This is a genomic window from Campylobacter sp. IFREMER_LSEM_CL2151 (assembly GCF_025771725.1).
Taxonomy (GTDB): domain Bacteria; phylum Campylobacterota; class Campylobacteria; order Campylobacterales; family Campylobacteraceae; genus Campylobacter_D; species Campylobacter_D lari_C.
The window spans coordinates 261,338-286,692 of sequence record NZ_JAKMQT010000001.1 but is presented as its reverse complement, the minus strand read 5'-3'; the positions used below and the strand labels follow the sequence as shown (position 1 = coordinate 286,692).

Genomic DNA, 25,355 nt, shown 5'->3' with positions numbered 1-25,355 from the left:
TTTAAGAATTTTGATTATTTGCTGCATTAATCATATTAGCAATAACGCTTGCTTGATTATTTAATTTAGAAATAATACTATCATATGCTGCCCATGTTGACCACATAGTATCATATTTTGTGTCAATAGAGCTTTTTGTATTTTCTATGGTTTCATTCAAATTCTTTGATTCTTTTGTTAAAGAAGCTTTATACCCGCCAAAAGAACCTTCTGAACTCATCATTTCTCTCATGGTGTTTTTAAGCACGCCAAAAGTTCCAGTTTCTTCTTTCCAATTTGAATACATAGTTTTAGGACTTAAGCCAAATTGTTTTAAAAACTCTTCTTTACCTTGAATTTCTAAATCGCTTCCTGAAGTTCCTTTAATTTTAAATTGAATTTTTTGATCAGGACTTCCTTGATTGATAATTTCAAAACTAGCCTCTAAACCTTCTAAACCAAAGCTATTAATATGATCAACTAAATTCTGAGCCATTTCTTCATCTGTACTTCCCGTTAGCACAAAAGGATCGCCATTTTTTGTTTTAGTTAAATCTATGGTTTCTTCATTATAAATAATTTTAAATTCTGAATCAGTAAAGTTAATACCACCTGGATTGTCTTTTGCAAATCCTCCAACTTTTTCTCCACTTAAGTTTATATCTTCAAAACCATTACTTCCTACGAAAAATCTTTCAGCCATTTCCGGATCTTCGCTAAATTTGGTGTTAAATTTAGAAGAATCAAAAGTCATGGTTCCATTAGATATAGTAAGTCCATAATCAGCCAAAGATAAACTAACTTTAGATGATATTTTTGTCCCTTCTGAAGTTTCACTATCTCCAACTGTGATTGTTCCATCAACTGTGATGGTTTGAAGTAAAATATTATTAATTTGAGATTTTATATTTGAGATTGCATTAACACCTACAAAATTTCCTTTTGTCCCTGCATCAGGATCATATTTTGTAGCTGCTGTAAGATTTAACATTAAATCATTATAAGCAGTTGCTAAACTTTCCAAAGATTCAGCTATGGCGGCTGTATCTTGAGTCACATTAAAGCTTATTTCACCTTTTTGTTTAAGCTCTAAGGTAGTATCTGGACTTATATCTGTAATAGTGTTGGTTGGTCTAGTCATTTGAACACCATCTACACTAAAGATAGCATCCATTCCTTTTTGGATATGATTTTTATTATCTTTAGAAACATTATATCCTTGTGGAGTACTAGTATCTAAAGTAATACCAAATTTATCTTTCAATAATGAAGTAGCTTTGTCATCTCTAGTATAATTTGCTTTATCAATATTACCATCTTCATCTACAGCATAGCCTCCATCAAAAATTCCAAGCTCAGCCCCATTAGTTGTTTTGAAAGTTGCTGCTCCATCTTTTATTTCAAGGTTAACTTTACCACCAGTTTTTTTACTAATTTGCTCAGCTAGACTTTTATAAGTAGTATTTTCATCGATATCTATGGTATATCTATCGTAAGTATCACCATTTTTAACTACAAAAGTTAAAGAAGTTTTTTCGCCAGAGCCAAGAAGTTTATCATTTTCATTTATACTAGTAGTAAGAGATCCGCTAATTTGAGTTTTATCTGTATTACCTTGTTGTCTAAAACCAAATAAACCACCAGCGCTAATACTATTTTTATCAAGCTCCCATCCCATACCTTTTAAGAGATCTTCATCACCTGAAAAAGAAATATTATTTTGCGTTCCAGTGTCTTTGCTTTGTACTACTAAACGATATGGGTTTTCTTTATCTCCAGTATTGACTATTTTAGCTTCTACTTTGCCGCCTGTAGCAGAGTTGATTTTTTCAGCAAGTTGAGCTACGGTAGTGCTTTGATCAATTTCTATTTTATATTCTTTTCCATCTTGTGTGATTGTAAAAGATTTGGTGCCGCTTAGACCTAAATTTTGTAGTACCGATGAAGTTTTATCCTTAAAACCATTGCTTTGATATACATCTTTTTGAGCAAGTTGATCAACAATAACTTTCATGTTTGTAAGATTGGATAAGGATCCTACAGTTAAACTAGCAGCAGCACTATCTCCACTTACACTAGGTGATACTTTTTTTTGATTAAACTGTGAAGCATCTCCTAGACTATTTACAGCTGTTTGAAATGCAAGTAGTTTAGCTTCAAGCTCTGCCAAATCTTTCTGTCTTAAGCCATTGGTTTCAAGTTGTGAATTATAAAATTTCAAATTCGCATGCATTTCTGCTTCTTTTAGTTTATTAAGCGTATCGCTTGTTAAAACTCCTGAACCTATCCCTAAACTTCCTAAACTACCTACTGCCATGATTAACTCTCCTTATCAAAAATAGTACCAATAACACCTTTAAAATGCTCTATTAATTTCATTACTTCTTCACTAGGAATTTTACGTATCAGTTTTCCTGTGTCTTTTTCGGTAACATTTATATACATTTCATTGATTTTGTCATTAAATGCAAAACGCACATTTGTTCCTAGTGTTTCCATTTGACTATTAAGCTTTTCTGTCGCGTTTTTTAGTTTTTCATTTAAATTCTCATCTTGATCGTTTAAATTAACTTGTTGTTGCTTATTCTCTTGAGGTGCTTTTTCAACGCTTTTTGTGTTAAAATGAGCTACATTTGCATCTCTTTGAATATTGTTACTAATGTCCATTTTAAACTCCTTTTTAAAAGACTTTAAAATACTCTATCGACATAATTTTAAAAAACTTAATATTTAGATTAAAAATCTATATTTTCTTACAAGCAAAAAGTGTTCTCAAAAAGTTTAAAATTAAAAAATTTCAAACTTTTTGAATAATTTTTCATCATTTGGAAGTAAATTTCTTGCAATAAGTCTGTCTATAACTTCTTTAGAACAATTTGTCATTAAAGGCCATTCTTTATGGTAATCTTCTAACAATCCTTTATTTGTCGCATCAATCGCAATACAATCTTTTTTGATAAATATATCTCTTTTTGCGTCGATATTATTTACCACACGCCAAATTAGCATATAAGGATTTTCTAAAATAGCATCTGTATCTAAGAAAACTAAAATTCTAAAATGCTTTTTACAAGTTTGTAATTTTTCAAAAACTTGAGCAATTTTTTCTTTTTTATCAATCAAAATCACACAAACTGGAGCAAAGGCTTGGGTGTAAAATTGCTTTAATTTTAAAATACTTTGATCTTTTTCTTTAAAAAGTGAAAGTAAAGCTTCATCACTTAGAATTTCAAGTTCAACTTTTTTCTCATCACCACACGCATCAAGCCCTGCTTTACCACCATAACAATAAGTACTTGAAGCATGATCAAGCTGATCGCAAATTCCTTCACTAATAAGTAATTTTTCTTCATCAAAACGATTAAGTATGTAAGGTATGAGTTTGTCATAATCTTGCAAGCAAGGTGCATTTTCATCAACAAAAATAGCATGTTTTACAAAACTCATTTGTCCTACACCCCAAAAAGTATGCATGACTTGTTTTGCATGAGCTGGGTATTTTGCTTCTATTTTAGCCAAGATTAGATTATGAAAAACTCCATTTTCAGGCATGTTATAATCTATCAAATCAGGTGCGTTTGTTTGAAGTAAGGGTAAAAAAACTCTTTCTGTTCCAAGTCCCATGTATTTATCTTCTAAAGGCGGTTTTCCTACAACGGTAGCTTGATAAATTGCATTTTTTTTAGCAAAGATTTTTTCTACTTTTAAAACAGGACAAAGCTCAACCGGAGTGTAAAAACCCGTATGATCTCCAAAAGGTCCCTCAGGTGCAAATTCATTTGGATCTACAAAGCCCTCAATCACAAAATCACTATCATAAGGCACATAAAGATGATTGCTTTTGCATTTTGCTAAAATGGCAGGTTTTTTCTTGATAAAACCATAAAGTAAAAGTTCAAAAATTCCTTTTGGCAAAGGCGCTTGAGCACACCAAATATATAAAGGATCTCCACCTATGGCTATGCTTACTGGCATTTTTTGGTTTGCTTTTTTATACTCATGGAAAAAATGGCTCGCATCTTTGTGAATTTGCCAATGCATAAGCAAGGTTTTTTCATCAACTACTTGCAAACGATACATTCCAAGATTATTTTGTTTTCCATCTAAGCTTTGAGTATAAACTTGCCCCATGGTAATAAAAGGCGCAGCGTCTTTTTCCCAAGTTTTTAAAATAGGCATATCATATAATGAATTTAAGCTTTTGTAGTTAAATTCTCCATCTTTTTTAATGCGTTTTGGTGGGATATTTTTTAAATCAAGTAAGGTCTTGAAAAAATTTAATTTAGCACCAAAGCTTTGAGGTATATGCATTTTAAGCAAAGAGCTAATTTCTTTAGCCACATCTTCATAGTCTTTCCCAAATGCTAATTTTAAAGCTTTTTCATTACAAAAAGTATTTAATAATACAGGATAATCGTATTTTTTACCATTTTTTACTGCATTAGTAAAAAGTAAGGCTTTTGAGTCTTCTTTTTTAACTTCTATATAAGCTAAATGTGCCATCTCAAGATCAACATCAACAGGCTCATGAATGGTTTTTAATAAATTATTTTTTTCTAAAAGCTCTATGAATTTTTGCATTTATATCATACTCTCTGCTTCTTTTAAAATTTCTTTTGCACCTTTTGCTATCATTTCTTTAGCTAAAAGCTCGCCTGCTTTTGCGTAATCTTGCTTATCAATCACTCTTTTTTCTTTGAGAATTTTACTTGCATCAGGTAAGCCTACTATGGCGCGAATTTCTATTTTTTTATCAATGATTTTTGCGTTAATTCCTATAGGTACTTGACAGCCACCTTCTAGAGTTTTTATAAAATCTCTTTCTACATGGGTTTCTATAAAGGCATTTTCATCATTTAAACATTCAAGGTATTTTAAAATTTGTTTATCATCAATACTTTCTATGCCTAAGGCTCCTTGGGAAGCTGCGGGTATCATCTCATCAAGTTCAAAAGCTCTAATGTATTTTATTTCTTTATCCAAACCTAAGCGTTTAATACCAGCTAAAGCTAAAATAATAGCGTCAAATTCCTTGGCTTTAAGTTTTTCTAAGCGTGAGTTGATATTACCTCTTAGAGAAATGATATTTAAATCAGGTCTTAGTGCTAAAAGTTGCATTCTTCTTCTAAGACTTGTTGTACCTACTTTTGCACCTTTTGGAAGAGCATTTAAGCTTTCGTAATACTCACTTAAAAAAGCATCATTTACCACTTCTCTTTTTGAAATAGCAGCTAAAACCAAACCTTTTGGAAAAAAACTAGGAACATCTTTTAAGCTATGCACAGCTAAATGCGAATCACCTCTTAACATACTTTCTTCAAGTTCTTTTGTAAAAAGTCCTTTTCCGCCTATTTTAGCCAAAGGTGAATCAAGTAAAACATCACCTTTTGTTTTAAAACCCTCTAAAGAAATTTCTAATTCAGAATGTGTTTGCGATAATTTATTTTTTATATGCTCACTTTGCCATAACGCAAGTTGGCTTTTTCTTGTTGCGATAATTAATTGCATTTTTTATGCTCCTGTATGATTTCTACATCTATGATTTCTTCTTCATTATTTGTATGATGATGATATTTTCTTTTTTGTTTTGTAAAAAGTTTTAGTGCCATTATAAAAAATAAAAGCAAAATTCCTAAAAATGTACTTAAAATTCCTGGTATTAAAAGTAAAATTCCTACTATAGTTAAGGAAAATAATTTAATCATACCAAATAAATTCGTGTTAGTATTTTGCATAGTAATGAGATTTGTCCAAGTCTTTGCTAAAAACATTGCTCCTAAAAACATACTTGCAAAAACTATCATAAAAAAATTTAAAAAACCAAAAAAGGCTATAAATAAAATACTAGCAATCAATTCTAAAATCAAAAATGCACTTATATTTACTCTTGCTATCATAGAATTTTCTCTAAGTGTGAAATTACTTCTTGGGTTTTTAAAACTTGTTTTTCTAAGGTATTTCTATGGATTAACTCTACTTCATTATTTTCTAAGCCCTTACCTATAACTAAAGCATAAGGAAAGCCCATTAATTCAAAATCGTTAATCTTTACACCAAAACGCTCATTTCTATCATCAAATAAAATCTCTTTATCACTAAAATGAGTATAAATTTGCTCAGCAAATTCCATAGCTTTTGTATCTTTTATATTAGAAACGATGATGTCTAAAACAAAAGGAGCTAAAGTTTTATTCCAAATACAGCCTTTTTCGTCATGGCTTGCTTCTATGGCAACCGCAACCAAACGACTAACACCCATACCATAACAACCCATAGTGAAAAATTGAGCTTTACCATTTTCATCTAAATAGCTTGCATTCATTGCTTTTGAGTATTTATTTCCAAGTTTAAAAATATGTCCTACTTCAATACCCTTGCTTTGCTTAAGCTTGTGCTGGCATTTTGGACAAAGATCATGCTCTTTAACTGCCGCAAGATCTTTAAAGCGTTCTTTGTTTAAATTTACAACATTGATTCCGACTAAATGATAATCTTTTTTATTTGCTCCAATAATCATATTTGTTTCATTTTCAAGCTCATGATCAATATAAAAATCAACTCCATTTAATCCTACAAAGCCGATAAATCCTGGCACTAAACCTGCTTTTTCTAATTCTTCTTCACTTGCATCAACTAATTCTAGTGCATTTGCCGCATTTAGTGCTTTAACTTCTTGTAATTCATCATCACCGCGTATAAAAAATACTACAATTTTTTCTTCATTTTCATAAATAGCTTTTTTAGCAATAGCTTTAATAGTATAGTAAGGATTAATTTTAAAAAATTCTGCTAATTCTTCTATAGTTTTTACATTTGGAGTGTGAAATTGTGTAGCAAAGTCAGCTTCTGGTCTTTCATCTTCGCAACTTTTTTTAGCTCTTTTTGCTGCTTCAATATTTGCAGCATAATCACAATGCTCACATAATAATATATCATCCTCGCCATTTTTAGCCAAAACCATAAATTCTTTTGAACCGCTTCCACCAATAGCCCCGCTATCAGCTTCAACAGCTCTAAATTCAAGCCCTAATCTTGTAAGAATTTTACTATAAGTTTCATGCATAAGATTAAATTCTTTGTCTAAATCAGCTTCACTGCTATGAAAACTATAACCATCTTTCATTAAAAATTCTCTACATCTTAAAAGTCCAAATCTAGGTCTAGCTTCATCTCTAAATTTAAGTCCTATTTGATACAAATGTAAAGGAAGTTGTTTATAAGAATTTATTTTATTTCTTACTAAAGCCACCATAGCTTCTTCATGAGTTGGCCCTAAGACAAAATCATTTTCTTTTCTATCTTTAAAGCGTAAAAGCTCTTTGCCAAAAACATTAAATCTCCCACTTTCTTTCCAAAGTTCTGCTGGAGTATTAAAACTTAAATTTACTTCTAAAGCCCCTGCTTTATCCATTTCTTCTTTGATGATATTTTTAATCTTATCTAAAACTCTTTTTCCTAAAGGTAAAAAATTATACAAACCACTTCCAATTTGTTCTACAAAGGCACCTTTAACTAAAAATATATGACTTGGTAAAGTAGCGTCTTTTGGATTTTCTTTTGTACTTATGGCATAAAATTTACTAAATTTCATGATTATTCTCCAAATTAAATTCACATTTATAAAGGTTTAAACCTTCCATATTTTCATTTTTTAAATCAAACACATAACGCATAGCATTAACTACTGAATCATTTTGCATAGTTCCACTTAGTTTTTTTAAATTTATGCTTGGATGATGTAAAAATGCATTCATTACTTGTCTTATAAGCTTTCTTGCTTCTTCATGGTTTGAGTGTTTTAAATACCCTTTATCTATAGCCTTTTGCAATTGTTCTTTAGCGATTTCATCAGCTTGTAAGCGTAGTTGTTTCACTAAAGGCAGGGTTGCTAGTTTGCTTAGATGTTGAAAAAACTCATTTGTCATAGCACCTACTATAGAATAAGCAATTTGGGCTTGGTGTTCTCTTAGGGTTAAATTTTTTCTTACAACTTCTTCTAAATCATCAACAGCATAGACTATATTTTTTTCATTTGTTTTTACATCAATATCCCTAGGCACCGCTATATCAAAAAAATATCTTTTATAATCTTTTTCTTCTAATAAATCATTAGTTATAATAGCATGTGGAGCATTTGTGGCACTAAAAAATATCTCATATTGATTTAATGCTTCTTTTAAATTTGCAATACTTTCACAACTTGCATTTTCACCCAAATCCTCACAAAGCTTTTGGGCATTTTGTATATCTCTATTTAATATCAATACTTTGGCCTTAGCATTTAATAAATGCTTACAGGCTAGCTCACTCATTTCCCCTGCACCTACTACAACTGCAGTTTTATTTTCTAAATTTACAAGTTCTTTGGCTTTTGCTACTGCTACTGAAGCAACTGAAATAGGATTTTTAGAAATTTCGGTTTGATTTCTAACATTTGCTGCACATTTAAAAGCATAATGCACCGCTCTAGTTAAATGCACGCCACATCTTTGTTCTTGCAGAGCAAATTTATAAGCATCTTTTAATTGTCCAGCAATTTGTGTTTCACCAATAACCAAGCTATCAAGTGAGCTTGCCACAGAAAATAAATGATGAATAGCCCCGCTATCTTCGTAAAAATCAGCCTTAGTGCTTAAATTTTCTTTATCAACACCACAAAGCAAACTAAGTGTTCTTAAAATATGCTCATTAATGCCTTCAATCTCTCCAACAAAAAGAAAAATTTCAACCCTATTGCAAGTACTAAGTACTAGGCTTTCTAAAATTTTATTATTAGTATGGATTAGCTTTAGCAGTTCTCTTTTTTTGTCTTCATTAGAAAAGGAAAGTTTTTCTCTAGTAGCAATATCTGTATTTTTATGTGTAAAACTGATACAATAATAGTGCATTAAAATTCCCTTTCTATCATACTTTTAATAATATCTTCTAAATCTTTTATATTGTATTTTTCTATGGCTTTTAGTGCATTATTTGCATAAATGTTTAATTCTTGGCTAACTTGATTAAAAATTTCACGCTCTTGCATTTTATTTTTAATCCAAGCAAGCTCATCCACACTTAAATCTTTCTTGTAATAAGACTTAAGTATTTCTTGATCTTGTGGATTTAATTTTTCATATAAATACATATAAGCAAGAGTGGTTTTACCTTCTTTAAAATCATTCATAGCGGGTTTGCCTAAGGTTTGCTCATCACCTTTGATATCTAAAATATCATCAACAATTTGAAAAGCCAAGCCCAAATTTTTACCATATTCTGCAAAATCATCTTCATTTAAATCAGCAAGTATTGCCCCACACCTTGCACTAGCTTCGATTAAAATGGCTGTTTTATTATATATCATTTGTAAATAAGCGTTTTTATCGGTATTGAAAGTTTCGCTTAAATTTACATCCATTAATTCACCAACAGAAAGCATAACAACAGCATTAGAAATGATTTTTGCTAATTTTAAATCTATTAAAGAAAGCTCATAAAAGGCTTTTGAGTATAAGATATCTCCAAGCATGATAGCATTTTTAGCTCCAAATTGTGCATTGATAGACTTTACTCCTCTTCTTAATTTTGCCTCATCAATCACATCATCATGCAATAAGCTTGCAGCATGAATTAACTCTATAATAGCACAGATTTTATAGCTAATATCACTTTCCCCAGCTATTTTTAAAAGTAGTTTTGAGCGTAATTTTTTACCACCTTGAAGTTTTGAACTCATGGTTAAAATAGGCTCATAATTTAATTCAGATAAAAATTCATGCATATATTGATCGATCTTTTGCACTATGCTTTCCTTAGTTTTCTTATAATTGTATTTTATTAAATTTTACTTTAGTTTTGGTTAAGACTAGCTTTTCTAGGGTCTAAAAATTCTACTTCTAATCTTTTATCTCTATCTTCTATATATACAGTAAAAATAGCTTCGCCTTTTTTAAAATCACTAAATTCAAGTATCAATCTTGCTCTATCTATATGAGGATTTTTATAATCAGGTACTAAGGTTTGATCTACCCAGTTTAAATTTCTTCTTAAAGACATCACAAATTGTCTAGGGTATTTTTTATATCTTGAATGAACAATGATATTAGTTTGATCAAATAAAGTCCATGAAAAGTCAAAATAATAAATCTCATCAGGATAGTCAATTTCTTTTATTTTTACACTTGCTTTTTCATCTTTACTTAAGGTAAATTTATAAGTATAATCAAAAAATACTTCAGCCTTTAAAAAATTAAGTATCAAAAATAAAGATAAAAATAAACGCAAAATCAACCCTCATGCCCTAAAATTTCAGCGCTTAATCCTATGTAAAAATCATTTTTTCTCTCATCTATTAAGAGTGAATTTTCCATTTGAAATTGCGCTACATCGCTTTCATTTAAATTATTTTTTTCTAAAAGTTCTATCATAGCGATATGATTGGCTAATAATTTTTCTAAAACATTTTCTAATGCACCCAAATTTGCATATTTTATTGTTTCGATAAATTTTTCTTTAGGGCTTTTTGCAAACATTTCATCAAATATATCCATTTTTAACCTTTTATGTAAGTTTGAATTTTTTCTATTAAAGTAGTTTTATCGTTAGCTTCATCTAAGTCTTTAATTTCTTTTTGCCAAGAAATATGTATGTAATCCATCTTAGCATTTTTAGCACAAAGTCTGTCTTTTAAGCTATCGCCTATAAAAATACTTTTTTCATATTTTGCTTCATCTGCGATTAATCTTAACATCATAGGATCAGGCTTAGCTTCTATACCATAACTAACACCTAGTATTTTATCAAAATATGAAAGAATGTTTTGTTTTTTTAAAATAGGTACCAAACTTTCTTGAGGTGCATTAGTAGCTATAGCTAAATAGCAATCATTTTTTTTACAAAATTCTAAAACCTCAAGCACACCATCAAAAAGCACCACACTTTGATCATAATGCTTAATAAAATACTTCTCATAACCTTCTTTAAAGCTAGTATGTGAGTAAGTATCAACACCGTAAAAAATCTTAGCATAATTTTGCCCAGGAGTATTGATAGTATCTAAAATAAACTCTCTTTTTAAAGGTTCTAAATTTAAATCCGCTCTTATCTCATTTACTGCACATACTATGGCATTAGCACTATCTATAAGCGTGCCATCCATATCAAAAATTACATTTATCAATATTCATCCTTAAATTTAATTTTATGTTTGTCTTTTTTATAACTTTGATTATTTTTTAGCTTATATAAGGCATTGGCTTTTGAAGCTAAGGTTTTTTGATCTAAACTTTCATCTAAACACTCATTTACAAAAATCTCCAAAGCCTTAGTATAAGTAGAATCTAAAAACACCGCTTGAACTTTTTCAAAGATTTTAGCATTTTTTTGCATTCTTTCTCTAAAAAGTGTTAAATCAAAATCTTCCCTTTTTAAAGCACTTACAGCAGAGTTGGTAAATTTTTCTAAAGCTCTTACGTATTTAACTCTCAAGGCTTTTTCATCATTTTTCATTCTGCTGCACTTGTATTAATTCTACATTGCAATGCTTCTTGAACTAAATTTCTAGCTATTGAAGCTTCAGCATCTACAATGTGTAAATGTTTATCAGTATGTGGGAAAATGATCTTAGCACCCGTACCACTTGTCTTTAAAACTGTTTGTATAGGTTTGTTAAAACTAGAAAGCACTTGATAAAGCATATCAAGTTTAGCTTCATTGCTTATAGTTATAATAGCAACTGAACATTCTTCTATATTAGCTACTTTTAATGTTTCTACTTGCGCTACACTAGCAAAAAAAACATTCTCATTTCTACTACGCCCAAGCTCAACTAAATTTAAATCACTTTCTAAAACTAGATATGGAATACCTGTTTTTTTAATCTTTTGCACTACTTCTTGACCTAATCTTGCATAACCAAAAATGATAAAATGATCTTTCATTTTTTGATCGCATAAATAAAATTTAGCCATATCATTTTGCTCACCTTCAGCTGCGTTGGCTATTTTTCTAAGATTATTTAAAATAAAAGGTGTTGCAACCATAGTGATGATAGAAACTATAATGAAAATCTGTGCTGTTTTTTCATCTATAAGTGAATTTACTTGCATTAGTGAAAATACTGCTAGTGCAAATTCTCCAATTTGAGAAATACTCAAAGCAGTTTTTAAAGCTACTCTTTTTCTTGTATAAAGGATTAAAAGACCATAAATTACTACAAATTTTATTAATAACACCAAACTTACAAAAACAAAAATCAAAAACCAATTTTCAAAAACTATATGAAAATCAATTTGCAAGCCAACACTGATAAAGAAAAATCCTAAAAGTAAATCCCTAAAAGGAACTAAATCTGCTTCTATTTTATGTTTATACTTAGTTTCAGCAATCAAAGCTCCAGCTATGAATGCCCCAAGTGAATATGAAAAACCAAAAGAATGCGCTAAAAAGCTTGCTCCTATTACGGTAAAAAGTATGGTAGCGATGAAAATTTCATTTGCATTAGTCTTAATGATAAATTTTAAAACATAAGTAAAAAGGTATTTGCCTATAAAATAAAGTAAAACAAGTAAAATCACAGCACTGACTAAGGTTGTAAATAAAAGCTTTGAAATATCAGCGTTTTGAGAGCTAAATATATCAATCATTAACAGCAGTGGTATCACAGCAATATCTTGAAAAAGCAAAATTCCCAAAGCTTTTCGGCCATATTCTTCATTGATATCGCCACTATCATTAAGTATTTTTAAAACTATAGCTGTAGAAGATAAAGCTAGAGCAAAACCTGCTATCATTGCTATATGGTTTGCTATACCTAAAATATAAGTTACAAGTAAAGTACAAACCAAGCCACAAGTTAGCATTTGCAAACTTCCATTTAAAAACACTTCTTTTTTCATTGCTAAAAGGTGTTTAAATGAAAATTCAAGCCCTATGGTAAACATTAAAAAAACTATACCAAACTCAGCCACATGGATAATGATTTCATTCGTGCTAAAACCATAAAATTCGCGCACAAATAAACCTGTGGCTATATAGCCTATAATGGTTGGAATTCCAAATTTTTTAAGTATAACATTAAGTACGACAGCAACTGCTACTGCAGTTAAAAATAAAGTTATAAAAGCATCCACTCACCAACCTTTTTTTGTAATGTTTTATTATTTTATTTTCTCTAAAAAAATTAAGTCAAAATTGCTTCTGTGTTTGACTACTGCTCTTGATTTAGAAGGATTATCTCTTCTATCAAGTTCTAATCTTAATTCTTCAATGGTATTTTCAAACTCATCAATTTTTGTTTTTAGCTTTAAAATCACATCAACACCAGCTAAATTAACTCCAAGATCTCTTGTTAAGCGTAAAATCATTTTGATTCTATCTATATCTTTTTGAGAATAAAGCCTCATTTTGCCATCAGTTCTACTTGGTTCAACCAAACCTTCTTTTTCGTATTGTCTTAGAGTTTGTGGGTGTATGCTTAAAACCTTTGCAACAACGCTTATAAGATACACCGGTTCATCATAACTATGCTCCATTGCATACTCCTTTTAAGGTAATTTTTCTTCTAAAATTTTTACAAATTCAGGATCAAGACTATTAATATCAGGTATTTTTACATTTAAAATTAAATACATATCCCCATAAAGATCTGTTTTTCTATTTTGCACCCCATAGCCTTTAAGTCTGATTTTTTGATTATTTTTAGAATTTGGCGGTATGGTGATTTTAACTTCTTTTCTTGGGGTGTGTACGCTGATTTTGTCTCCAAAAAGTGCTGTTTTTAAACTAATTTCAACCTTTTTGTATAAATCATCATCTTCTCTTTCGTATTCATCACTTTTTTCAAGCTCTACTTTTAAAATCAAATCTCCTTTTTGTCCTTGAAAGCTTTTTCCTTTACCTCGTATGCGTAGCTTTTCGCCATCTTTTATACCATGTGGAATTTTGATTTTAACTTGTTCGTTATTGATATTTATTGTGTGTTCACCACCTAAAATTCCTTTTTCAAAAGGAATTTTAACACTTGCTTGTAAGTCTAAATCCTCTTCAAAACCCCCAAAACCTCCAAAACCACTTCTAAAATTATTACTAGAGCTAAAACCTCTACCAAAACCTCCAAAGCCACCGCCAAAAATATTATTCAAAATATCATTAATATCAGCTCCGCCTGCATTTCTTGAAAAATCATGAAAACTTTGCCCACCAAACATAGAATCACCATATCTATCATATTGAGCTCTTTTTTTCTCATCACTTAAAATTTCATAAGCGGCGTTGATTTCTTTAAATTTTTCCTCAGCACCTGCTTCTTTATTGATATCTGGGTGGTATTGTCTTGCTAATTTTCTATAAGCTTTTTTTATCTCATCTGCGCTAGCATTTTGCGAAACACCTAGTGTTTCATATAAACTATTACTCATTTTTTATTCCTTATTTTTTATAAGATTATATCATAAACTTTAGTCTTAGTCAATCAACTTTTATAAGTTTTAAAACTAAAGGTTTTATTTACAATTGTGTAAAAATAAAATTTTATACTTGCATAAATTGATTTTACAAAGGATAATACATGAAAAAAACTATGGTTCTTTCTTTGGCATTAGCAACTACTCTTTTTAGTGCTAGTATTGATTTTAAACAAGCAGATGATAATGTAAAAAGATCTTTACCAACTGATAATCAAAATACTATACTTTCTTATCATGATTCTATACAAAAAGTTAAAAATTCAGTTGTGAATATTTCAACTTCTAAAACCGTTCAAAGTAATTCCTTTGGGATTGATGATTTTTTCAATGATCCTTATTTTAAACAATTTTTTGGTTTTGATTTTCCACAAGCTCCAAAAAGTAAAAAGAATAAAAAAGAAGTAGTAAGTTCACTTGGATCTGGTGTAATTATTTCAAGCGATGGTTATATTATAACAAACAATCATGTTATAGAAGATGCTGAAAAAATCACTGTAAATTTACCTGATTCAAGTACTGAATATAAAGCTAAATTAATTGGCGCTGATCCTAAAACAGATTTAGCAGTGATAAAAATAGAAGCAAAAAATTTACCTGCTGTGGTTTTTGCTGATTCAGATAAATTATTAGAAGGCGATGTTGTATTTGCCCTAGGTAATCCTTTTGGTGTTGGAAGTAGTGTTACAAGTGGGATTATTTCAGCTTTAAATAAAAACAATATAGGTTTAAATCAATATGAAAATTTCATCCAAACAGATGCTTCAATTAATCCTGGAAATTCAGGCGGGGCTTTGGTAGATAGCAGAGGAGCTTTAGTTGGAATCAATTCAGCCATACTTTCAAGAAGTGGTGGAAATAATGGCATAGGCTTTGCAATCCCTTCTAATATGGCAAAATCTATTGCACAAAAACTTATCGAGCATGGAAAAATTGAAAGAGGATATTTAGGTGTAGTTATAGGAGCTTTAACTCAAGATATTAAAAAAGCTTATACTAATCAAGAAGGAGCTTTAATAACAGAAGTTCAAAAAGACTCAGCAGCTTATAATGCAGGATTAAAAAGAGGCGATTTGATCATAAAAGTAGACAAAACTGTGATTAAAAGTCCTATGGATTTAAAAAATTATATAGGAAGTATTGATCCAAAACAAGCTATAGAAGTAACTTATGAAAGAGATAATAAAGTCAAAACAGCTAAATTTATGCTAAAAACAGATGAAAAATCGCTACAATATGAAAAAGGTTATATTGATGGTTTAAAATTAGTAGAGCTTGATTCTAAAAATAAACAACAATACCGCATACCTGAAAATATTAGTGGTATTTTAATCACTGAAGTTACTCCAAAATCAAAAGCAGAAAAAATAGGCTTTGAGCAAGGTGATATTATTATAGGTATTGATCAATATGAAGTTTCAAATTTTAAAGAATTATCTAAGGCTTTAGAATTAAATAAAGGCAAAGAATATGTTAAAATTTGGATTAATAGAGGCGGTATGGTTAGAGCTTTACTTTTTTAAGAAAGGAAAAAAATGACAAATATTTTAATGATAGAAGATGATTTAGAATTAGCAGAGATTATAGCTGAATATTTAGAGCAATTTGATATGAAAGTAGATATTGCTCATGAGCCTTATATAGGTCTTTCAAGACTTGCTTTAAATCCTTATGATTTAATCATTTTGGATTTAAGCTTACCTGGGCTTGATGGACTTGAAGTGTGTGAAGAAATTCGCAAAAAATATGATACACCTATTATCATTTCAAGTGCAAGACATGATATTAGCGATAAGGTTGCAGCGCTTGATTTGGGTGCAGATGATTATTTACCAAAACCATATAATCCTCAAGAGCTTCAAGCAAGGATTAAAAGTCATTTAAGAAGAATTTCAAACACCAAAACCGCTCAAACTCAAGTTAAAAAAGATCTTGTATATGATAAATATAAACATACTATCACTATGAAAGATCAAGAAATTAGCTTTACTAATGCTGAATTTGATATTTTGAGTTATTTAATTAAAAAAGAAGGTGGAGTGGTGAGTCGTGAAGAACTTGTATATAATTGTAGCTCTATTAGTGAAGATTCTAGCAATAAAAGCATAGATGTAATCATTAGCAGAATCAGACAAAAAATCGGAGATGATCCTAAAACTCCAAAATACATTCATTCAATCAGAGGCATAGGGTATAAATTAACTCAATGAATAAATCATCAATTTTTTATACTATAACCTTTGTTTTTTTACTTGCTAGTGTTAGTGTGATTTTGGCATTTTTATGGCTTATAAAATATGATCAGCAAAATTACACTAATGAGCTTAATGCGAAATATTCTTTTATAGCTAATGCAAGATTATTGTATTTTAATCATGTAATTAGCGAAAAAGAATTTTATGAGCAAACAAAAAATTACAAAATGATAGAATTAACAACCCCATCTTCTATAAGAAAAATCATCTATAAGGCTGAAACTATAGCACGCGCTCAAACTAGTACAGGTGTGGTTGAAATCATTACTTTAGAGGATAATGTGTATTTAAAAATCATTTTTGATGGTAAGCTTTATTTGTATAAAGATTTAGAATATCAAGGTTATCGTTATTTTGTGATTAAGCTTATTGCTAGTATAGTGGTAATGGTTTTATTGATTTTATATATTTTTATCATTAGAAAATTAAAACCACTTAGAGCTTTAAAAAGACAAATAGATAAATTTGGCGAAAATAAACTCAATGAAATTCAAAATGTCAGTAAAGGCAATGATGAAATTTCTCAAGTAGCAACAGCCTTTTATGAGTCTATTTTGAGAATTCAAAAACTAAACACTTCAAGGCAATTTTTCTTAAGAAATATTATGCATGAGTTAAAAACACCTATTACTAAAGGTTTAATTACTTTAGAAATGCTTGAAGATAGCAAATATAAAGAAAGATTAGTAGGCGCTTTTAATCGTTTAGAGATTTTGATTAATGAATTTGCAGCCATTGAACAAATTACTTCAGGTGCTGGTTTGATTAATTTAAAAAAATACAATATCTTAGATCTTTTAGATGAAGCTAAAGATATAGCTATGAGCGATGATGAAAAGGTAAAAATTAGCATAAAAGAAAGTTTTAGCGTCAATGTGGATTTTAAACTTTTTACTACTGCGATGAAAAATATGATAGATAATGCGACAAAATATTCTGATGAAAATTGTGTTACCATAGAAATAACTAAAGATTATCTTTGCTTTAAAAACAAAGGAAAAGCCCTAGATAAAGACTTGAAATACTACACTCAAGCCTTTACGCAAGGAAAGAAAAACAAAGATAGTTTTGGACTTGGATTATACATTGTTAAGACTATTTTAGATTCTCATAAACTCACGCTTTATTATGAATATAAAGATGGTATCAATCATTTTTATTTTAACGATATTCAAAATATAATTTTAAACTAGGAAGCTCATGCCCTTATCGCGTTTAAATGAAGAACAATACAAAGCTGCTAGTGCTCCTTTTGGGCACAATCTAATCATAGCAAGCGCAGGCACAGGTAAAACTTCAACCATAGTTGCAAGAATAGCCTTTTTGCTTCAAAATGGTATAAAGCCTGAAAAAATTATGCTTTTAACCTTTACAAACAAAGCTAGTAAAGAAATGATAGAAAGACTTAGTAGGTATTTTGATAAAAGCATTACTTCAAAAATCACAGCAGGAACCTTTCATAGTACCGCTTATTCTCTACTTAAAGAATTAAATCATGATATTATTTTAAAACCTGCAAGTGAGCTTAAAATTCTTTTACGTTCCATTTTTGAAAAACGCACTTTTCATCATCTAAGTGACATTAAACCTTATATGCCAAGCTATTTGTATGATGTGTATTCTTTATTTCAAAATACTAATGCAAATTTAGATGAATTTTATAATTGGTTTTGTCAAAATTATGATGAACAAGCTGTTTATGCTGAAATTTATGAGGATATTTTAAAAGAATACGAAGAAGAAAAAGCACGTTTTAATTATGTGGATTTTAATGATTTATTGATTAAATTAAAACACGTTTTAGCTTCACATCATTTTGAATTTGATGAGATTTTGGTAGATGAGTACCAAGATACTAATACTTTACAAGGTTCATTAATTGATGCTTTTAAAAGTAAAAGTTTATTTTGTGTGGGGGATTATGATCAAAGTATTTATGCTTTTAATGGAGCTGATATTTCTATTATAGGAAGTTTTAAAGATAGATTTATCGATGCAAATATTTTTACTTTAAATAAAAACTATCGTTCTAGTAAAAATATACTTGCACTAGCTAATAAGGTTATTTTAAACAATGAAAGATTATATCCTAAAGAATTGATTGTAACTAGGGAAGGAGATTTTAAAGCACCAAGTTTGCTAACTTTCAATGAATTATTTGATCAATACTCTACTATAGCAAAAATAATCTTACAAAGTGGGGTTAATCTTGATGAAATTGCTGTTATTTTTAGAAACAATTCTAGCGCAGATGGAGTAGAAGTTGCCTTAAGAGAACTTGGTATAGCAAGCAAAAGAAAAGGTGGGGGAAGCTTTTTTGAAAGCTTGGAAGTTAAAAACTTTTGCTCTATGCTTGCAATCGTGCTTAATCCAAAAGATATCATGGCTTTTATACACTTGCTTGAATACACCAAAGGAGTTGGTGGGGTTTTAGCAAAAGATATTTTTGACGCTTTGTTGAAATTAGGACATTCTAGTTTGATTAAAGGCTTTTTAAATCCTGATAGTAGTGTGAGTTTAAAAAAATACAAAAAACAAAGTTACCAACTAGGACTTTTTGATGATATTGAGGAGTTAGCCTCGCCTTCAAGATTTAACCTAGAAAGTGAATTTAACACCCACCCTATTTTAAGCCTTCCTAAAATCAACGAGTTTTGTGCTAAAAATCTTGAAAAAATTTATCTTTTTATTAAAAAAGCAAGTGAGTGTAAGGTTTCAACTCAACTTGTAAATTTGATCTTAGAAAATGATTATTTTAAAGAAATTTGTGATATTTTAGCAACTAAAAGAGCAACTAATAAAAACTCTAATGTTGATCTAAATAAAAAAAATGAAATTTTAGAAAAAATCAATGCAAAAATGTTTGTATTAAAAGAACTTGCTAAAAATTATAGTGATAATTATAAATATTATAATTTTCTTACTCTTGGTGCTAGTGAAATGAGTAGTGGTAGCGGGGTTAATCTTTTAAGCATACATGCTAGTAAGGGACTTGAGTTTGAGCTTGTATTTGTAATTGATCTTGCACAAGGAAGATTTCCTAATCAAAAACTCATGAGCATGGGTGGAAGTTTGGAAGAAGAAAGAAGACTTTTTTATGTAGCTGTAACTAGAGCTAAGGATACTTTATACTTAAGCTATGCAAAATATGACAAGATTAAAAAAAGCAATTATCAACCTTCGTGTTTTCTAATCGAAGCAGGTATGTGTAAAGAAGAATAAAATAAGACTTTATTAATCTTTTTATACTATGATTAATAAAAATCATTCAAGGAGAAAAAATGAATAGTGTATTATTCAAAGGAAATAAAGTAAATTTAAAAGGAAATAATATCCAAGTTGGCGATATGGCTCCAAATATCACCTTAAAAGCTAAAGATCTTTCAGGTGTTGAAATTGCTCCAAAAGGTAAAACTCAAATTATTATCAGCGTGCCAAGCCTTGATACTCCAGTATGTGCAACTGAAGCTAGAGAATTTAATAAAAAAGCAGCAGCAAGCGGTGTAGAAGTAATCGTAGTTAGTATGGACTTACCATTTGCTATGGGTCGTTTTTGCTCAACTGAAGGTATAGATAATTTAACTGTTGCAAGTGATTTTGTTTCTAAAGAATTTGGTGAAAAATATGGTGTTTTAATGGCTGATGGTCCACTTGAGGGAATTTTAGCTAGAGCAGTGTTTGTAGTTAAAGATGGTGTGGTTGTTTATAAAGAATTAGTAAATGAAGTAACAGAACTTCCAAATATGCAAGCTCTAGAAAGCTTCTTTGGTCAAAGTTGTGGATGTGGTGGTTGTGGTTGCCACTAAAATTTAAAAGCCTTTTATAGGCTTTTAAAACTTAAAAACATGGAAAATTTTCTTTCTCATTTTGAAATAGAAAAGCAAGATCTCAAACTTATACAAGAGCACTTACAAATAATAAACATTGAAAAAGACTTTAAGGTCAATGATAAATGTTTAGGATTTATAAAAATTTTAAAAGGCGAGCTTAGAGCTTTTATTCTAACTCCAAATGCAAAAGAAATAACACTTTTTCACCTTAAAGAAAATGATGAATGTATTATTTGCTCTGAGTGTAATATGGATGGTATATCTTATGATGTTTTTATACAAAGTACTCAAAATACAAGTATAGCCATCATCCCCTCATCAATTTTTCAAATTTTAAAAGAAAAATACCCAAAAATTAATAATTATGTTTTAAGTTTAATCACTAAGCGTTTTAATACTTTAATCAAAGTTTTAGAACAAGCTTTATTTATGCCTTTATCTTCTAGAATTTGTGATTTTTTAAAAGAAAATGCTAGTAACAATACTTTAAAAATTACCCATGAAGCTTTAGCTAATCACTTAGGAAGTGCTAGAGAAGCTGTTTCAAGAATTTTAAAAGAATTAGAAAAAGAAGGTAAAATCAAACTTGAAAGATCTAAAATAATACTAATTTCTTTGTAACTTTATCACAGAAATACTTTTAAAATTTATTTATAATATCAACAAAAAAGGAGAAATTATGAGTAAATTAGAAAGAGTGCTAAGAATAGCTTTAGCCATAGTGGCATTTTCTTTAGGAGTTTATTTTTCAACTTGGTGGGGATTATTGGGTTTAATTCCTTTATTAACAGGTATTTTTGCTGTTTGTCCTATAAGAGTGCTTAGTGGAAAACAAGCTTGTCCACTTGGGGTTTGTCCTATTTCTAAAAAGAAAAATTAGGAATGATTTACTAGTTTTTCTAGCTTTGGTGTAATGACAAATCTACAATAAGCTTGGCTGGGATTATTTTTAAAATATTTTTGATGATAATCCTCAGCCTTATAAAATTTTTCTAATTTTAAAACTTGTGTAATTATAGTTTTAGTGTAATATTTTTGTGCTTTTTGTAAAAAATCACTAATGATTTTTAACTCCTCATTAGTTGGATAAAAAATAACTGATCTATATTGTATCCCCTCATCAGCACCTTGTTTATCTAAGCTTGTTGGATCATGCATTTTGAGAAAAATTTCTAAGATTTTTTCTAATGAAATTTGTTTTTCATCATAAATTATCTTAGCTACTTCTATATTCCCATCACCATTTATCACGCTTTCATAACTTGGATTTGGCTTACCACCGCTATAACCTACTTCTGTATAAACTACGCCTTTGATTTCATCAAACACAGCTTGAGTACACCAAAAACAACCCGCACCTAAGATGATTTCCTTATTTGTCATTATTTTCTAAATCCTCATTTTCTTTTAAAACAAGTTGCATAAGATAAAGCTCTTCTCCATCTATGATTTTTAAATCTTTATCTTCGCATTTTGGGCACCAAAAGATATTATTTTCAAGTACTCCGCTAAAATGGCATTTTTGACACTCAACTACTACTTCTTGAATATGCATAATAAATTTAGCATTCTTACACAAAGGACTATTTTCTTTAAAAGTTTCAAAGCTTCTTTGTAAAAGTGGAGGTTCAACCCCGCTTAAGCGCCCTATTTTAACATGCACTTCTTCAATAATTTTTCCTTGAGCATATTCTTCGCAAAGCTCTAGTAATGATTCTGTAATACTTAACTCATGCATTAGCAAATTCTTGGTAAAAGTTCGCCTTTTGGAGCTTCTAAAATGCGTTTTGCTCCATAAGCATTTTCTAAAACCACTCTTGCTTTTTCATTAGCTGTGATTTCACCTATAATGGCCGCATTAACATTAAATTGTTTTAAAATTTCTAATGCTTTTTGCTCATCTTTTTTTTCAACACAAACAATAAAAGTTCCTTCATTTGCAAGCTCATAAGGCTCATACCCAAAAAGCTCACAAACCCCTAAAACTTCATCACAAACTGGAATTTTTTCTTCATATATTAAAAGCTCTAAATTACTTAATTTAGCCCATTCATTTAAAACCGCACTAAGTCCACCACGCGTAGCATCACGCATTGCCTTTACAGAAATATCTGCATTTAAAAGTGCTAAAACTTCATCTTTTAAGCTTTTGCAATCACTTTGGATATTTGCCTCTAAATTATTTCTTTCAACCAAAACCGCACAACCATGAGCTCCAATATCCCTTGAAACTAAGATACTACAACCACTTTTTAAGTCTTTGGTATTGATTTTTTGTATATTTTTACCTATACATGAAGTGTTAATATATATTTCATCGCCTTTATTTTTAGGAACAACTTTAGTATCCCCACAAACTAGTTTTACTCTCGCTTTATCGCATTCTTCTTTTATAGATTTTAATATAATTTTTAACTTTTCTATCTCAAAACCCTCTTCTAAAATCAAAGCTAGCGATAAATATAGCGGTTTTGCTCCTACCATTAATACATCATTTAGGCTACCACAAACTGCTAATTTTCCTATATTTATATCTTTTAAAAAGATAGGATTTAATACAAAAGAATCGGTACTAAAAGCCAAGTCATCTAAAATAGCAGCATCATTTGCTTCTTTTAAAACATCATTTTCAAAAATAGAAAAAATTTCATTTATCAAAGCATTCATTTCTTCGCCACCACCACCGTGGGCTAGAGTAATTTGTTTCATTTTATGCCTTATCTTGATAGTATTTATAATAAGCCGCACAAGCTCCTTCGCTAGAGACCATACAGCTACCTATAGGATTTTTTGGAGTGCAAGCTTTTGCAAACACCTTACAATCATAAGGCTTAGCTAAGCCTCTTAAAATTTGACCACAAATACAAGCTTTACTCTCATCTTTACTTTGCACTTTACAGTCAAACACTTTGCTAGCATCTAAGTGCGCAAATTCATCTTTTAAACAAAGCCCGCCATTTACAATCACTCCAAGACCTCTAAATTCAAAATCACAAGGTTTAAAGTATTTTTCTACTAAAGCTTTGGCTTTTAAATTTCCCTCTTTGCTAACTACTCTGTGATATTCATTGTAAACTTCAAAAGTATTTGCATTCATTTGCTCTACTATATTTAACACACTAAGCATTATATCAACTGGCTCAAAACCACTCACTGCTATAGGAGTTTTGTATTTTTTAGCAATAGGTTCATAAATATTTGATCCTGTGATAACGCTTACGTGAGAAGGTCCTAAAAAGGCATCAATTTTTACATTTTCATCTTGCATGATAGCTTCTACTGCGGGTGGAACTAATACATGATTAATATGAAAAAATAAATTTTTTAAATTTAAGGCTATACTTTTTTCTATAATCACCCCACTCATAGGTGTAGTTGTCTCAAAACCTATGGTAAAAAAGATTATATTTTTCTCAGGGTTTTTTAAAGCTATATCTATCACATCCAAAGGTGTATAAAGCGCTCTAACATCAGCTCCTTTAGCTCTAAGATCAATTAAGCTTTCATAACTTCCTGGCACTTTAAGCATATCGCCTAATACACAAAAGATAGTATTTGGCATACTTGCAAGCTTTAAAGCCACATCAATACGCTCTCTAGGCATAACACATACAGGGCAGCCTGGGCCGTGAACAAAATTAATTTCTTTTGGCAATAAATCAGGTAAACCAAATTTCATAATACTATGCGTATGTCCACCACAAATTTCCATGATATTAATAGGCTTAGTAATTTTAGAAGCAATAAGTTCTTTTAGGGCTAAAATTCTTTCTTTATCTCTAAAATCATTAATTAAATCCATTTTTTAGCCCCATATCGCCTTCATTTTCATCAATTTGTCCATTTTGCATTTTCTCTGCTATATCTGTATAAATTTTTAAACTCTCTTGTGCAGCTTGAGTGTCAATTTTTTCCATAGCAAAACCTACATGTATAAGCACATAATCGCCTACTTTTAAAGGTTCGCTTATCAAGTCTAAACTCACTCTTCTTTTAACCCCTAAAGTTTCTACTATAGCTGAATTTAGCTCATCAATTTCTAAAATTTTAGAAGGTATAGAAAGACACATTAGTTAAGCTCCTTTTTCATTTTTAGATAATTTATCCAAAGATCAAATCCTGTTTTTGTTTTGCTATCTAAAATCATAATATCTATTTTAGGATTTAGCCTTTTAGCAGCCATAGAAGCCGCTTTGAAATCAAAGTCAAAATGCTGAGCTAAATCGGCTTTAGTAATGACTAATAAATCAGCCTTTCTAAACATCACTGGATATTTTTCTACCTTATCACTACCTTCTGTTACTGAAAGTAAAACCACATTTAAATGCTCGCCCAAATCATAACTTGCAGGACATACTAAATTTCCCACATTTTCAACAAAAACTATATCAAGTTCGCTAAGTTTAAAATGATGTAAAGCTTCATGCACCATAAAAGCATCTAAATGACAAGTTTGTCCTGTGGTGATTTGATGAGCTAAGCCTCCTGCTTTGATAATGCGATTTGCATCATTATTAGTTTCTAAATCCCCTTCAACCACGGCTATTTTTAAATCATCTTTTAAAGTTTTTATAGTTTCTTCTAAAAGTGTTGTTTTACCGCTTCCTGGAGAACTCATTAGATTAATACAAAGAGTATTATACTCATTGAAATGCTCTCTATTATGAGCTGCTTGATGATCATTTTTTGATAAAATTTTACTAATAACATTAATAGTTTTTTCATCTTTTAAAGCTGGATTTTCATGATGGTGATCATGATGATGTTCATGTCCATTAATAGAACAGCCACAATCTTTACACATAATCTTTCCTTTATATTTTTATTTTATTGTATATAAAAAAGTATTA

At 29.9% G+C, this 25,355-nt stretch carries 28 protein-coding genes; 7 read left to right on the top strand and 21 right to left on the bottom strand.

From position 1 onward, the window contains the following. Position 1: 1 nt before the first annotated feature. From fliD to L8V82_RS01415, 15 genes are all read right to left on the bottom strand, one after another. A complete protein-coding gene (fliD, locus tag L8V82_RS01485; protein ID WP_263723754.1) occupies positions 2–2,296 on the bottom strand; it encodes a flagellar filament capping protein FliD in 2,295 nt (764 codons plus the stop codon). A 2-nt stretch (positions 2,297–2,298) separates the two neighbouring features. Then, positions 2,299–2,646 (bottom strand): FlaG family protein, encoded by a 348-nt coding sequence (locus tag L8V82_RS01480; RefSeq protein ID WP_263723752.1) that lies wholly within the window; start codon positions 2,644–2,646, stop codon positions 2,299–2,301. Positions 2,647–2,766: 120 nt separating this feature from the next. Further along, positions 2,767–4,560 (bottom strand): menaquinone biosynthesis decarboxylase, encoded by a 1,794-nt coding sequence (locus L8V82_RS01475; protein WP_263723751.1) that lies wholly within the window; start codon positions 4,558–4,560, stop codon positions 2,767–2,769. Beyond that, positions 4,561–5,487, bottom strand: coding sequence for a hydroxymethylbilane synthase (gene hemC, locus L8V82_RS01470; RefSeq protein ID WP_257942496.1), 927 nt, complete (start codon positions 5,485–5,487; stop codon positions 4,561–4,563). Further along, positions 5,478–5,876 (bottom strand): FxsA family protein, encoded by a 399-nt coding sequence (locus L8V82_RS01465; protein ID WP_257927512.1) that lies wholly within the window; start codon positions 5,874–5,876, stop codon positions 5,478–5,480. The genes hemC and L8V82_RS01465 overlap by 10 nt, the downstream gene beginning before the upstream one ends. After that, positions 5,873–7,573: a proline--tRNA ligase gene (locus L8V82_RS01460; RefSeq protein WP_263723805.1), complete on the bottom strand. Its 1,701-nt coding sequence runs from the start codon at positions 7,571–7,573 to the stop codon at positions 5,873–5,875. Before L8V82_RS01460 ends, L8V82_RS01465 begins: the two co-directional genes overlap by 4 nt. Continuing rightward, complete coding sequence (hemA, locus tag L8V82_RS01455) at positions 7,560–8,867, bottom strand: glutamyl-tRNA reductase (protein ID WP_263723750.1); 1,308 nt, start codon at positions 8,865–8,867, stop codon at positions 7,560–7,562. The genes L8V82_RS01460 and hemA overlap by 14 nt, the downstream gene beginning before the upstream one ends. Then, positions 8,867–9,760 carry a polyprenyl synthetase family protein gene (locus tag L8V82_RS01450; protein WP_263723749.1) on the bottom strand — a complete coding sequence of 298 codons (894 nt, stop codon included), beginning with the start codon at positions 9,758–9,760 and terminating at the stop codon, positions 8,867–8,869. Before L8V82_RS01450 ends, hemA begins: the two co-directional genes overlap by 1 nt. Before the next feature lie 47 nt (positions 9,761–9,807). Beyond that, entirely contained in the window at positions 9,808–10,242 is a 435-nt protein-coding gene (locus tag L8V82_RS01445; RefSeq protein ID WP_373274254.1) for an exporting protein, read from the bottom strand. A gap of 2 nt (positions 10,243–10,244) precedes the next feature. Further along, positions 10,245–10,508, bottom strand: a complete 264-nt coding sequence (locus L8V82_RS01440; protein ID WP_263723747.1) for a DUF2018 family protein — start codon at positions 10,506–10,508, stop codon at positions 10,245–10,247. A 2-nt stretch (positions 10,509–10,510) separates the two neighbouring features. Next, a complete protein-coding gene (locus L8V82_RS01435) occupies positions 10,511–11,137 on the bottom strand; it encodes an HAD family hydrolase (protein ID WP_263659848.1) in 627 nt (208 codons plus the stop codon). Beyond that, a complete protein-coding gene (locus tag L8V82_RS01430) occupies positions 11,134–11,466 on the bottom strand; it encodes a hypothetical protein (protein ID WP_012661485.1) in 333 nt (110 codons plus the stop codon). Before L8V82_RS01430 ends, L8V82_RS01435 begins: the two co-directional genes overlap by 4 nt. Then, positions 11,463–13,088 carry a cation:proton antiporter gene (locus tag L8V82_RS01425; RefSeq protein ID WP_263723746.1) on the bottom strand — a complete coding sequence of 542 codons (1,626 nt, stop codon included), beginning with the start codon at positions 13,086–13,088 and terminating at the stop codon, positions 11,463–11,465. Before L8V82_RS01425 ends, L8V82_RS01430 begins: the two co-directional genes overlap by 4 nt. 27 nt (positions 13,089–13,115) lie before the next feature. Continuing rightward, positions 13,116–13,490, bottom strand: a complete 375-nt coding sequence (locus L8V82_RS01420; RefSeq protein ID WP_039668403.1) for a heat shock protein transcriptional repressor HspR — start codon at positions 13,488–13,490, stop codon at positions 13,116–13,118. 12 nt (positions 13,491–13,502) lie between these two features. After that, a complete protein-coding gene (locus L8V82_RS01415) occupies positions 13,503–14,375 on the bottom strand; it encodes a co-chaperone-curved DNA binding protein A (RefSeq protein ID WP_039628332.1) in 873 nt (290 codons plus the stop codon). 149 nt (positions 14,376–14,524) lie between these two features. Between L8V82_RS01415 and L8V82_RS01410 the strand changes: the two genes are divergently transcribed. From L8V82_RS01410 to L8V82_RS01380, 7 genes are read left to right on the top strand one after another with little or no spacing between them, the layout of a single operon-like run. After that, complete coding sequence (locus tag L8V82_RS01410) at positions 14,525–15,943, top strand: DegQ family serine endoprotease (RefSeq protein ID WP_263723744.1); 1,419 nt, start codon at positions 14,525–14,527, stop codon at positions 15,941–15,943. A 12-nt stretch (positions 15,944–15,955) separates the two neighbouring features. Next, positions 15,956–16,630 carry a response regulator transcription factor gene (locus tag L8V82_RS01405; protein WP_039618324.1) on the top strand — a complete coding sequence of 225 codons (675 nt, stop codon included), beginning with the start codon at positions 15,956–15,958 and terminating at the stop codon, positions 16,628–16,630. Continuing rightward, positions 16,627–17,868 (top strand): ArsS family sensor histidine kinase, encoded by a 1,242-nt coding sequence (locus L8V82_RS01400; RefSeq protein ID WP_087700579.1) that lies wholly within the window; start codon positions 16,627–16,629, stop codon positions 17,866–17,868. Before L8V82_RS01405 ends, L8V82_RS01400 begins: the two co-directional genes overlap by 4 nt. A gap of 7 nt (positions 17,869–17,875) precedes the next feature. Continuing rightward, positions 17,876–19,897 (top strand): ATP-dependent helicase, encoded by a 2,022-nt coding sequence (locus L8V82_RS01395; RefSeq protein ID WP_263723743.1) that lies wholly within the window; start codon positions 17,876–17,878, stop codon positions 19,895–19,897. A 59-nt stretch (positions 19,898–19,956) separates the two neighbouring features. Continuing rightward, positions 19,957–20,481, top strand: a complete 525-nt coding sequence (gene tpx, locus L8V82_RS01390; RefSeq protein WP_263723742.1) for a thiol peroxidase — start codon at positions 19,957–19,959, stop codon at positions 20,479–20,481. A gap of 39 nt (positions 20,482–20,520) precedes the next feature. Continuing rightward, complete coding sequence (locus L8V82_RS01385; protein WP_263723741.1) at positions 20,521–21,126, top strand: Crp/Fnr family transcriptional regulator; 606 nt, start codon at positions 20,521–20,523, stop codon at positions 21,124–21,126. Positions 21,127–21,184: 58 nt separating this feature from the next. Continuing rightward, positions 21,185–21,385, top strand: a complete 201-nt coding sequence (locus tag L8V82_RS01380) for a DUF2892 domain-containing protein (protein ID WP_012661495.1) — start codon at positions 21,185–21,187, stop codon at positions 21,383–21,385. On the opposite strand, the gene msrA is transcribed toward L8V82_RS01380, so the two are convergent. The 6 genes from msrA to hypB are packed head-to-tail and all read right to left on the bottom strand — an operon-like array spanning position 21,382 to position 25,309. Further along, a complete protein-coding gene (gene msrA / locus L8V82_RS01375) occupies positions 21,382–21,888 on the bottom strand; it encodes a peptide-methionine (S)-S-oxide reductase MsrA (RefSeq protein WP_263723740.1) in 507 nt (168 codons plus the stop codon). The two genes, L8V82_RS01380 and msrA, sit on opposite strands and share 4 nt — an antisense overlap. Next, positions 21,878–22,243 carry a hydrogenase maturation nickel metallochaperone HypA gene (locus L8V82_RS01370; RefSeq protein ID WP_039641489.1) on the bottom strand — a complete coding sequence of 122 codons (366 nt, stop codon included), beginning with the start codon at positions 22,241–22,243 and terminating at the stop codon, positions 21,878–21,880. Before L8V82_RS01370 ends, msrA begins: the two co-directional genes overlap by 11 nt. Further along, positions 22,243–23,214: a hydrogenase expression/formation protein HypE gene (gene hypE / locus L8V82_RS01365; RefSeq protein ID WP_263723739.1), complete on the bottom strand. Its 972-nt coding sequence runs from the start codon at positions 23,212–23,214 to the stop codon at positions 22,243–22,245. The genes L8V82_RS01370 and hypE overlap by 1 nt, the downstream gene beginning before the upstream one ends. Before the next feature lies 1 nt (position 23,215). Continuing rightward, entirely contained in the window at positions 23,216–24,307 is a 1,092-nt protein-coding gene (gene hypD / locus L8V82_RS01360; RefSeq protein WP_263723738.1) for a hydrogenase formation protein HypD, read from the bottom strand. Further along, complete coding sequence (locus L8V82_RS01355) at positions 24,294–24,575, bottom strand: HypC/HybG/HupF family hydrogenase formation chaperone (protein ID WP_039618343.1); 282 nt, start codon at positions 24,573–24,575, stop codon at positions 24,294–24,296. The genes hypD and L8V82_RS01355 overlap by 14 nt, the downstream gene beginning before the upstream one ends. After that, a complete protein-coding gene (gene hypB, locus L8V82_RS01350) occupies positions 24,575–25,309 on the bottom strand; it encodes a hydrogenase nickel incorporation protein HypB (protein WP_039628341.1) in 735 nt (244 codons plus the stop codon). The genes L8V82_RS01355 and hypB overlap by 1 nt, the downstream gene beginning before the upstream one ends. Between the last annotated feature and the right edge of the window lie 46 nt (positions 25,310–25,355).

Bases quoted from the DNA above. Each gene is read 5' to 3' on its own strand.
- fliD (WP_263723754.1), bottom strand. From the start codon at position 2,296: ATGGCAGTAGGTAGTTTAGGAAGTTTAGGGATAGGTTCAGGAGTTTTA.
- L8V82_RS01480 (WP_263723752.1), bottom strand. From the start codon at position 2,646: ATGGACATTAGTAACAATATTCAAAGAGATGCAAATGTAGCTCATTTT.
- L8V82_RS01475 (WP_263723751.1), bottom strand. From the start codon at position 4,560: ATGCAAAAATTCATAGAGCTTTTAGAAAAAAATAATTTATTAAAAACC.
- hemC (WP_257942496.1), bottom strand. From the start codon at position 5,487: ATGCAATTAATTATCGCAACAAGAAAAAGCCAACTTGCGTTATGGCAA.
- L8V82_RS01465 (WP_257927512.1), bottom strand. From the start codon at position 5,876: ATGATAGCAAGAGTAAATATAAGTGCATTTTTGATTTTAGAATTGATT.
- hemA (WP_263723750.1), bottom strand. From the start codon at position 8,867: ATGCACTATTATTGTATCAGTTTTACACATAAAAATACAGATATTGCT.
- L8V82_RS01440 (WP_263723747.1), bottom strand. From the start codon at position 10,508: ATGGATATATTTGATGAAATGTTTGCAAAAAGCCCTAAAGAAAAATTT.
- L8V82_RS01430 (WP_012661485.1), bottom strand. From the start codon at position 11,466: ATGAAAAATGATGAAAAAGCCTTGAGAGTTAAATACGTAAGAGCTTTA.
- L8V82_RS01420 (WP_039668403.1), bottom strand. From the start codon at position 13,490: ATGGAGCATAGTTATGATGAACCGGTGTATCTTATAAGCGTTGTTGCA.
- L8V82_RS01415 (WP_039628332.1), bottom strand. From the start codon at position 14,375: ATGAGTAATAGTTTATATGAAACACTAGGTGTTTCGCAAAATGCTAGC.
- L8V82_RS01410 (WP_263723744.1), top strand. From the start codon at position 14,525: ATGAAAAAAACTATGGTTCTTTCTTTGGCATTAGCAACTACTCTTTTT.
- L8V82_RS01405 (WP_039618324.1), top strand. From the start codon at position 15,956: ATGACAAATATTTTAATGATAGAAGATGATTTAGAATTAGCAGAGATT.
- L8V82_RS01400 (WP_087700579.1), top strand. From the start codon at position 16,627: ATGAATAAATCATCAATTTTTTATACTATAACCTTTGTTTTTTTACTT.
- L8V82_RS01395 (WP_263723743.1), top strand. From the start codon at position 17,876: ATGCCCTTATCGCGTTTAAATGAAGAACAATACAAAGCTGCTAGTGCT.
- tpx (WP_263723742.1), top strand. From the start codon at position 19,957: ATGAATAGTGTATTATTCAAAGGAAATAAAGTAAATTTAAAAGGAAAT.
- L8V82_RS01385 (WP_263723741.1), top strand. From the start codon at position 20,521: ATGGAAAATTTTCTTTCTCATTTTGAAATAGAAAAGCAAGATCTCAAA.
- L8V82_RS01380 (WP_012661495.1), top strand. From the start codon at position 21,185: ATGAGTAAATTAGAAAGAGTGCTAAGAATAGCTTTAGCCATAGTGGCA.
- msrA (WP_263723740.1), bottom strand. From the start codon at position 21,888: ATGACAAATAAGGAAATCATCTTAGGTGCGGGTTGTTTTTGGTGTACT.
- L8V82_RS01370 (WP_039641489.1), bottom strand. From the start codon at position 22,243: ATGCATGAGTTAAGTATTACAGAATCATTACTAGAGCTTTGCGAAGAA.
- hypE (WP_263723739.1), bottom strand. From the start codon at position 23,214: ATGAAACAAATTACTCTAGCCCACGGTGGTGGTGGCGAAGAAATGAAT.
- hypD (WP_263723738.1), bottom strand. From the start codon at position 24,307: ATGGATTTAATTAATGATTTTAGAGATAAAGAAAGAATTTTAGCCCTA.
- L8V82_RS01355 (WP_039618343.1), bottom strand. From the start codon at position 24,575: ATGTGTCTTTCTATACCTTCTAAAATTTTAGAAATTGATGAGCTAAAT.
- hypB (WP_039628341.1), bottom strand. From the start codon at position 25,309: ATGTGTAAAGATTGTGGCTGTTCTATTAATGGACATGAACATCATCAT.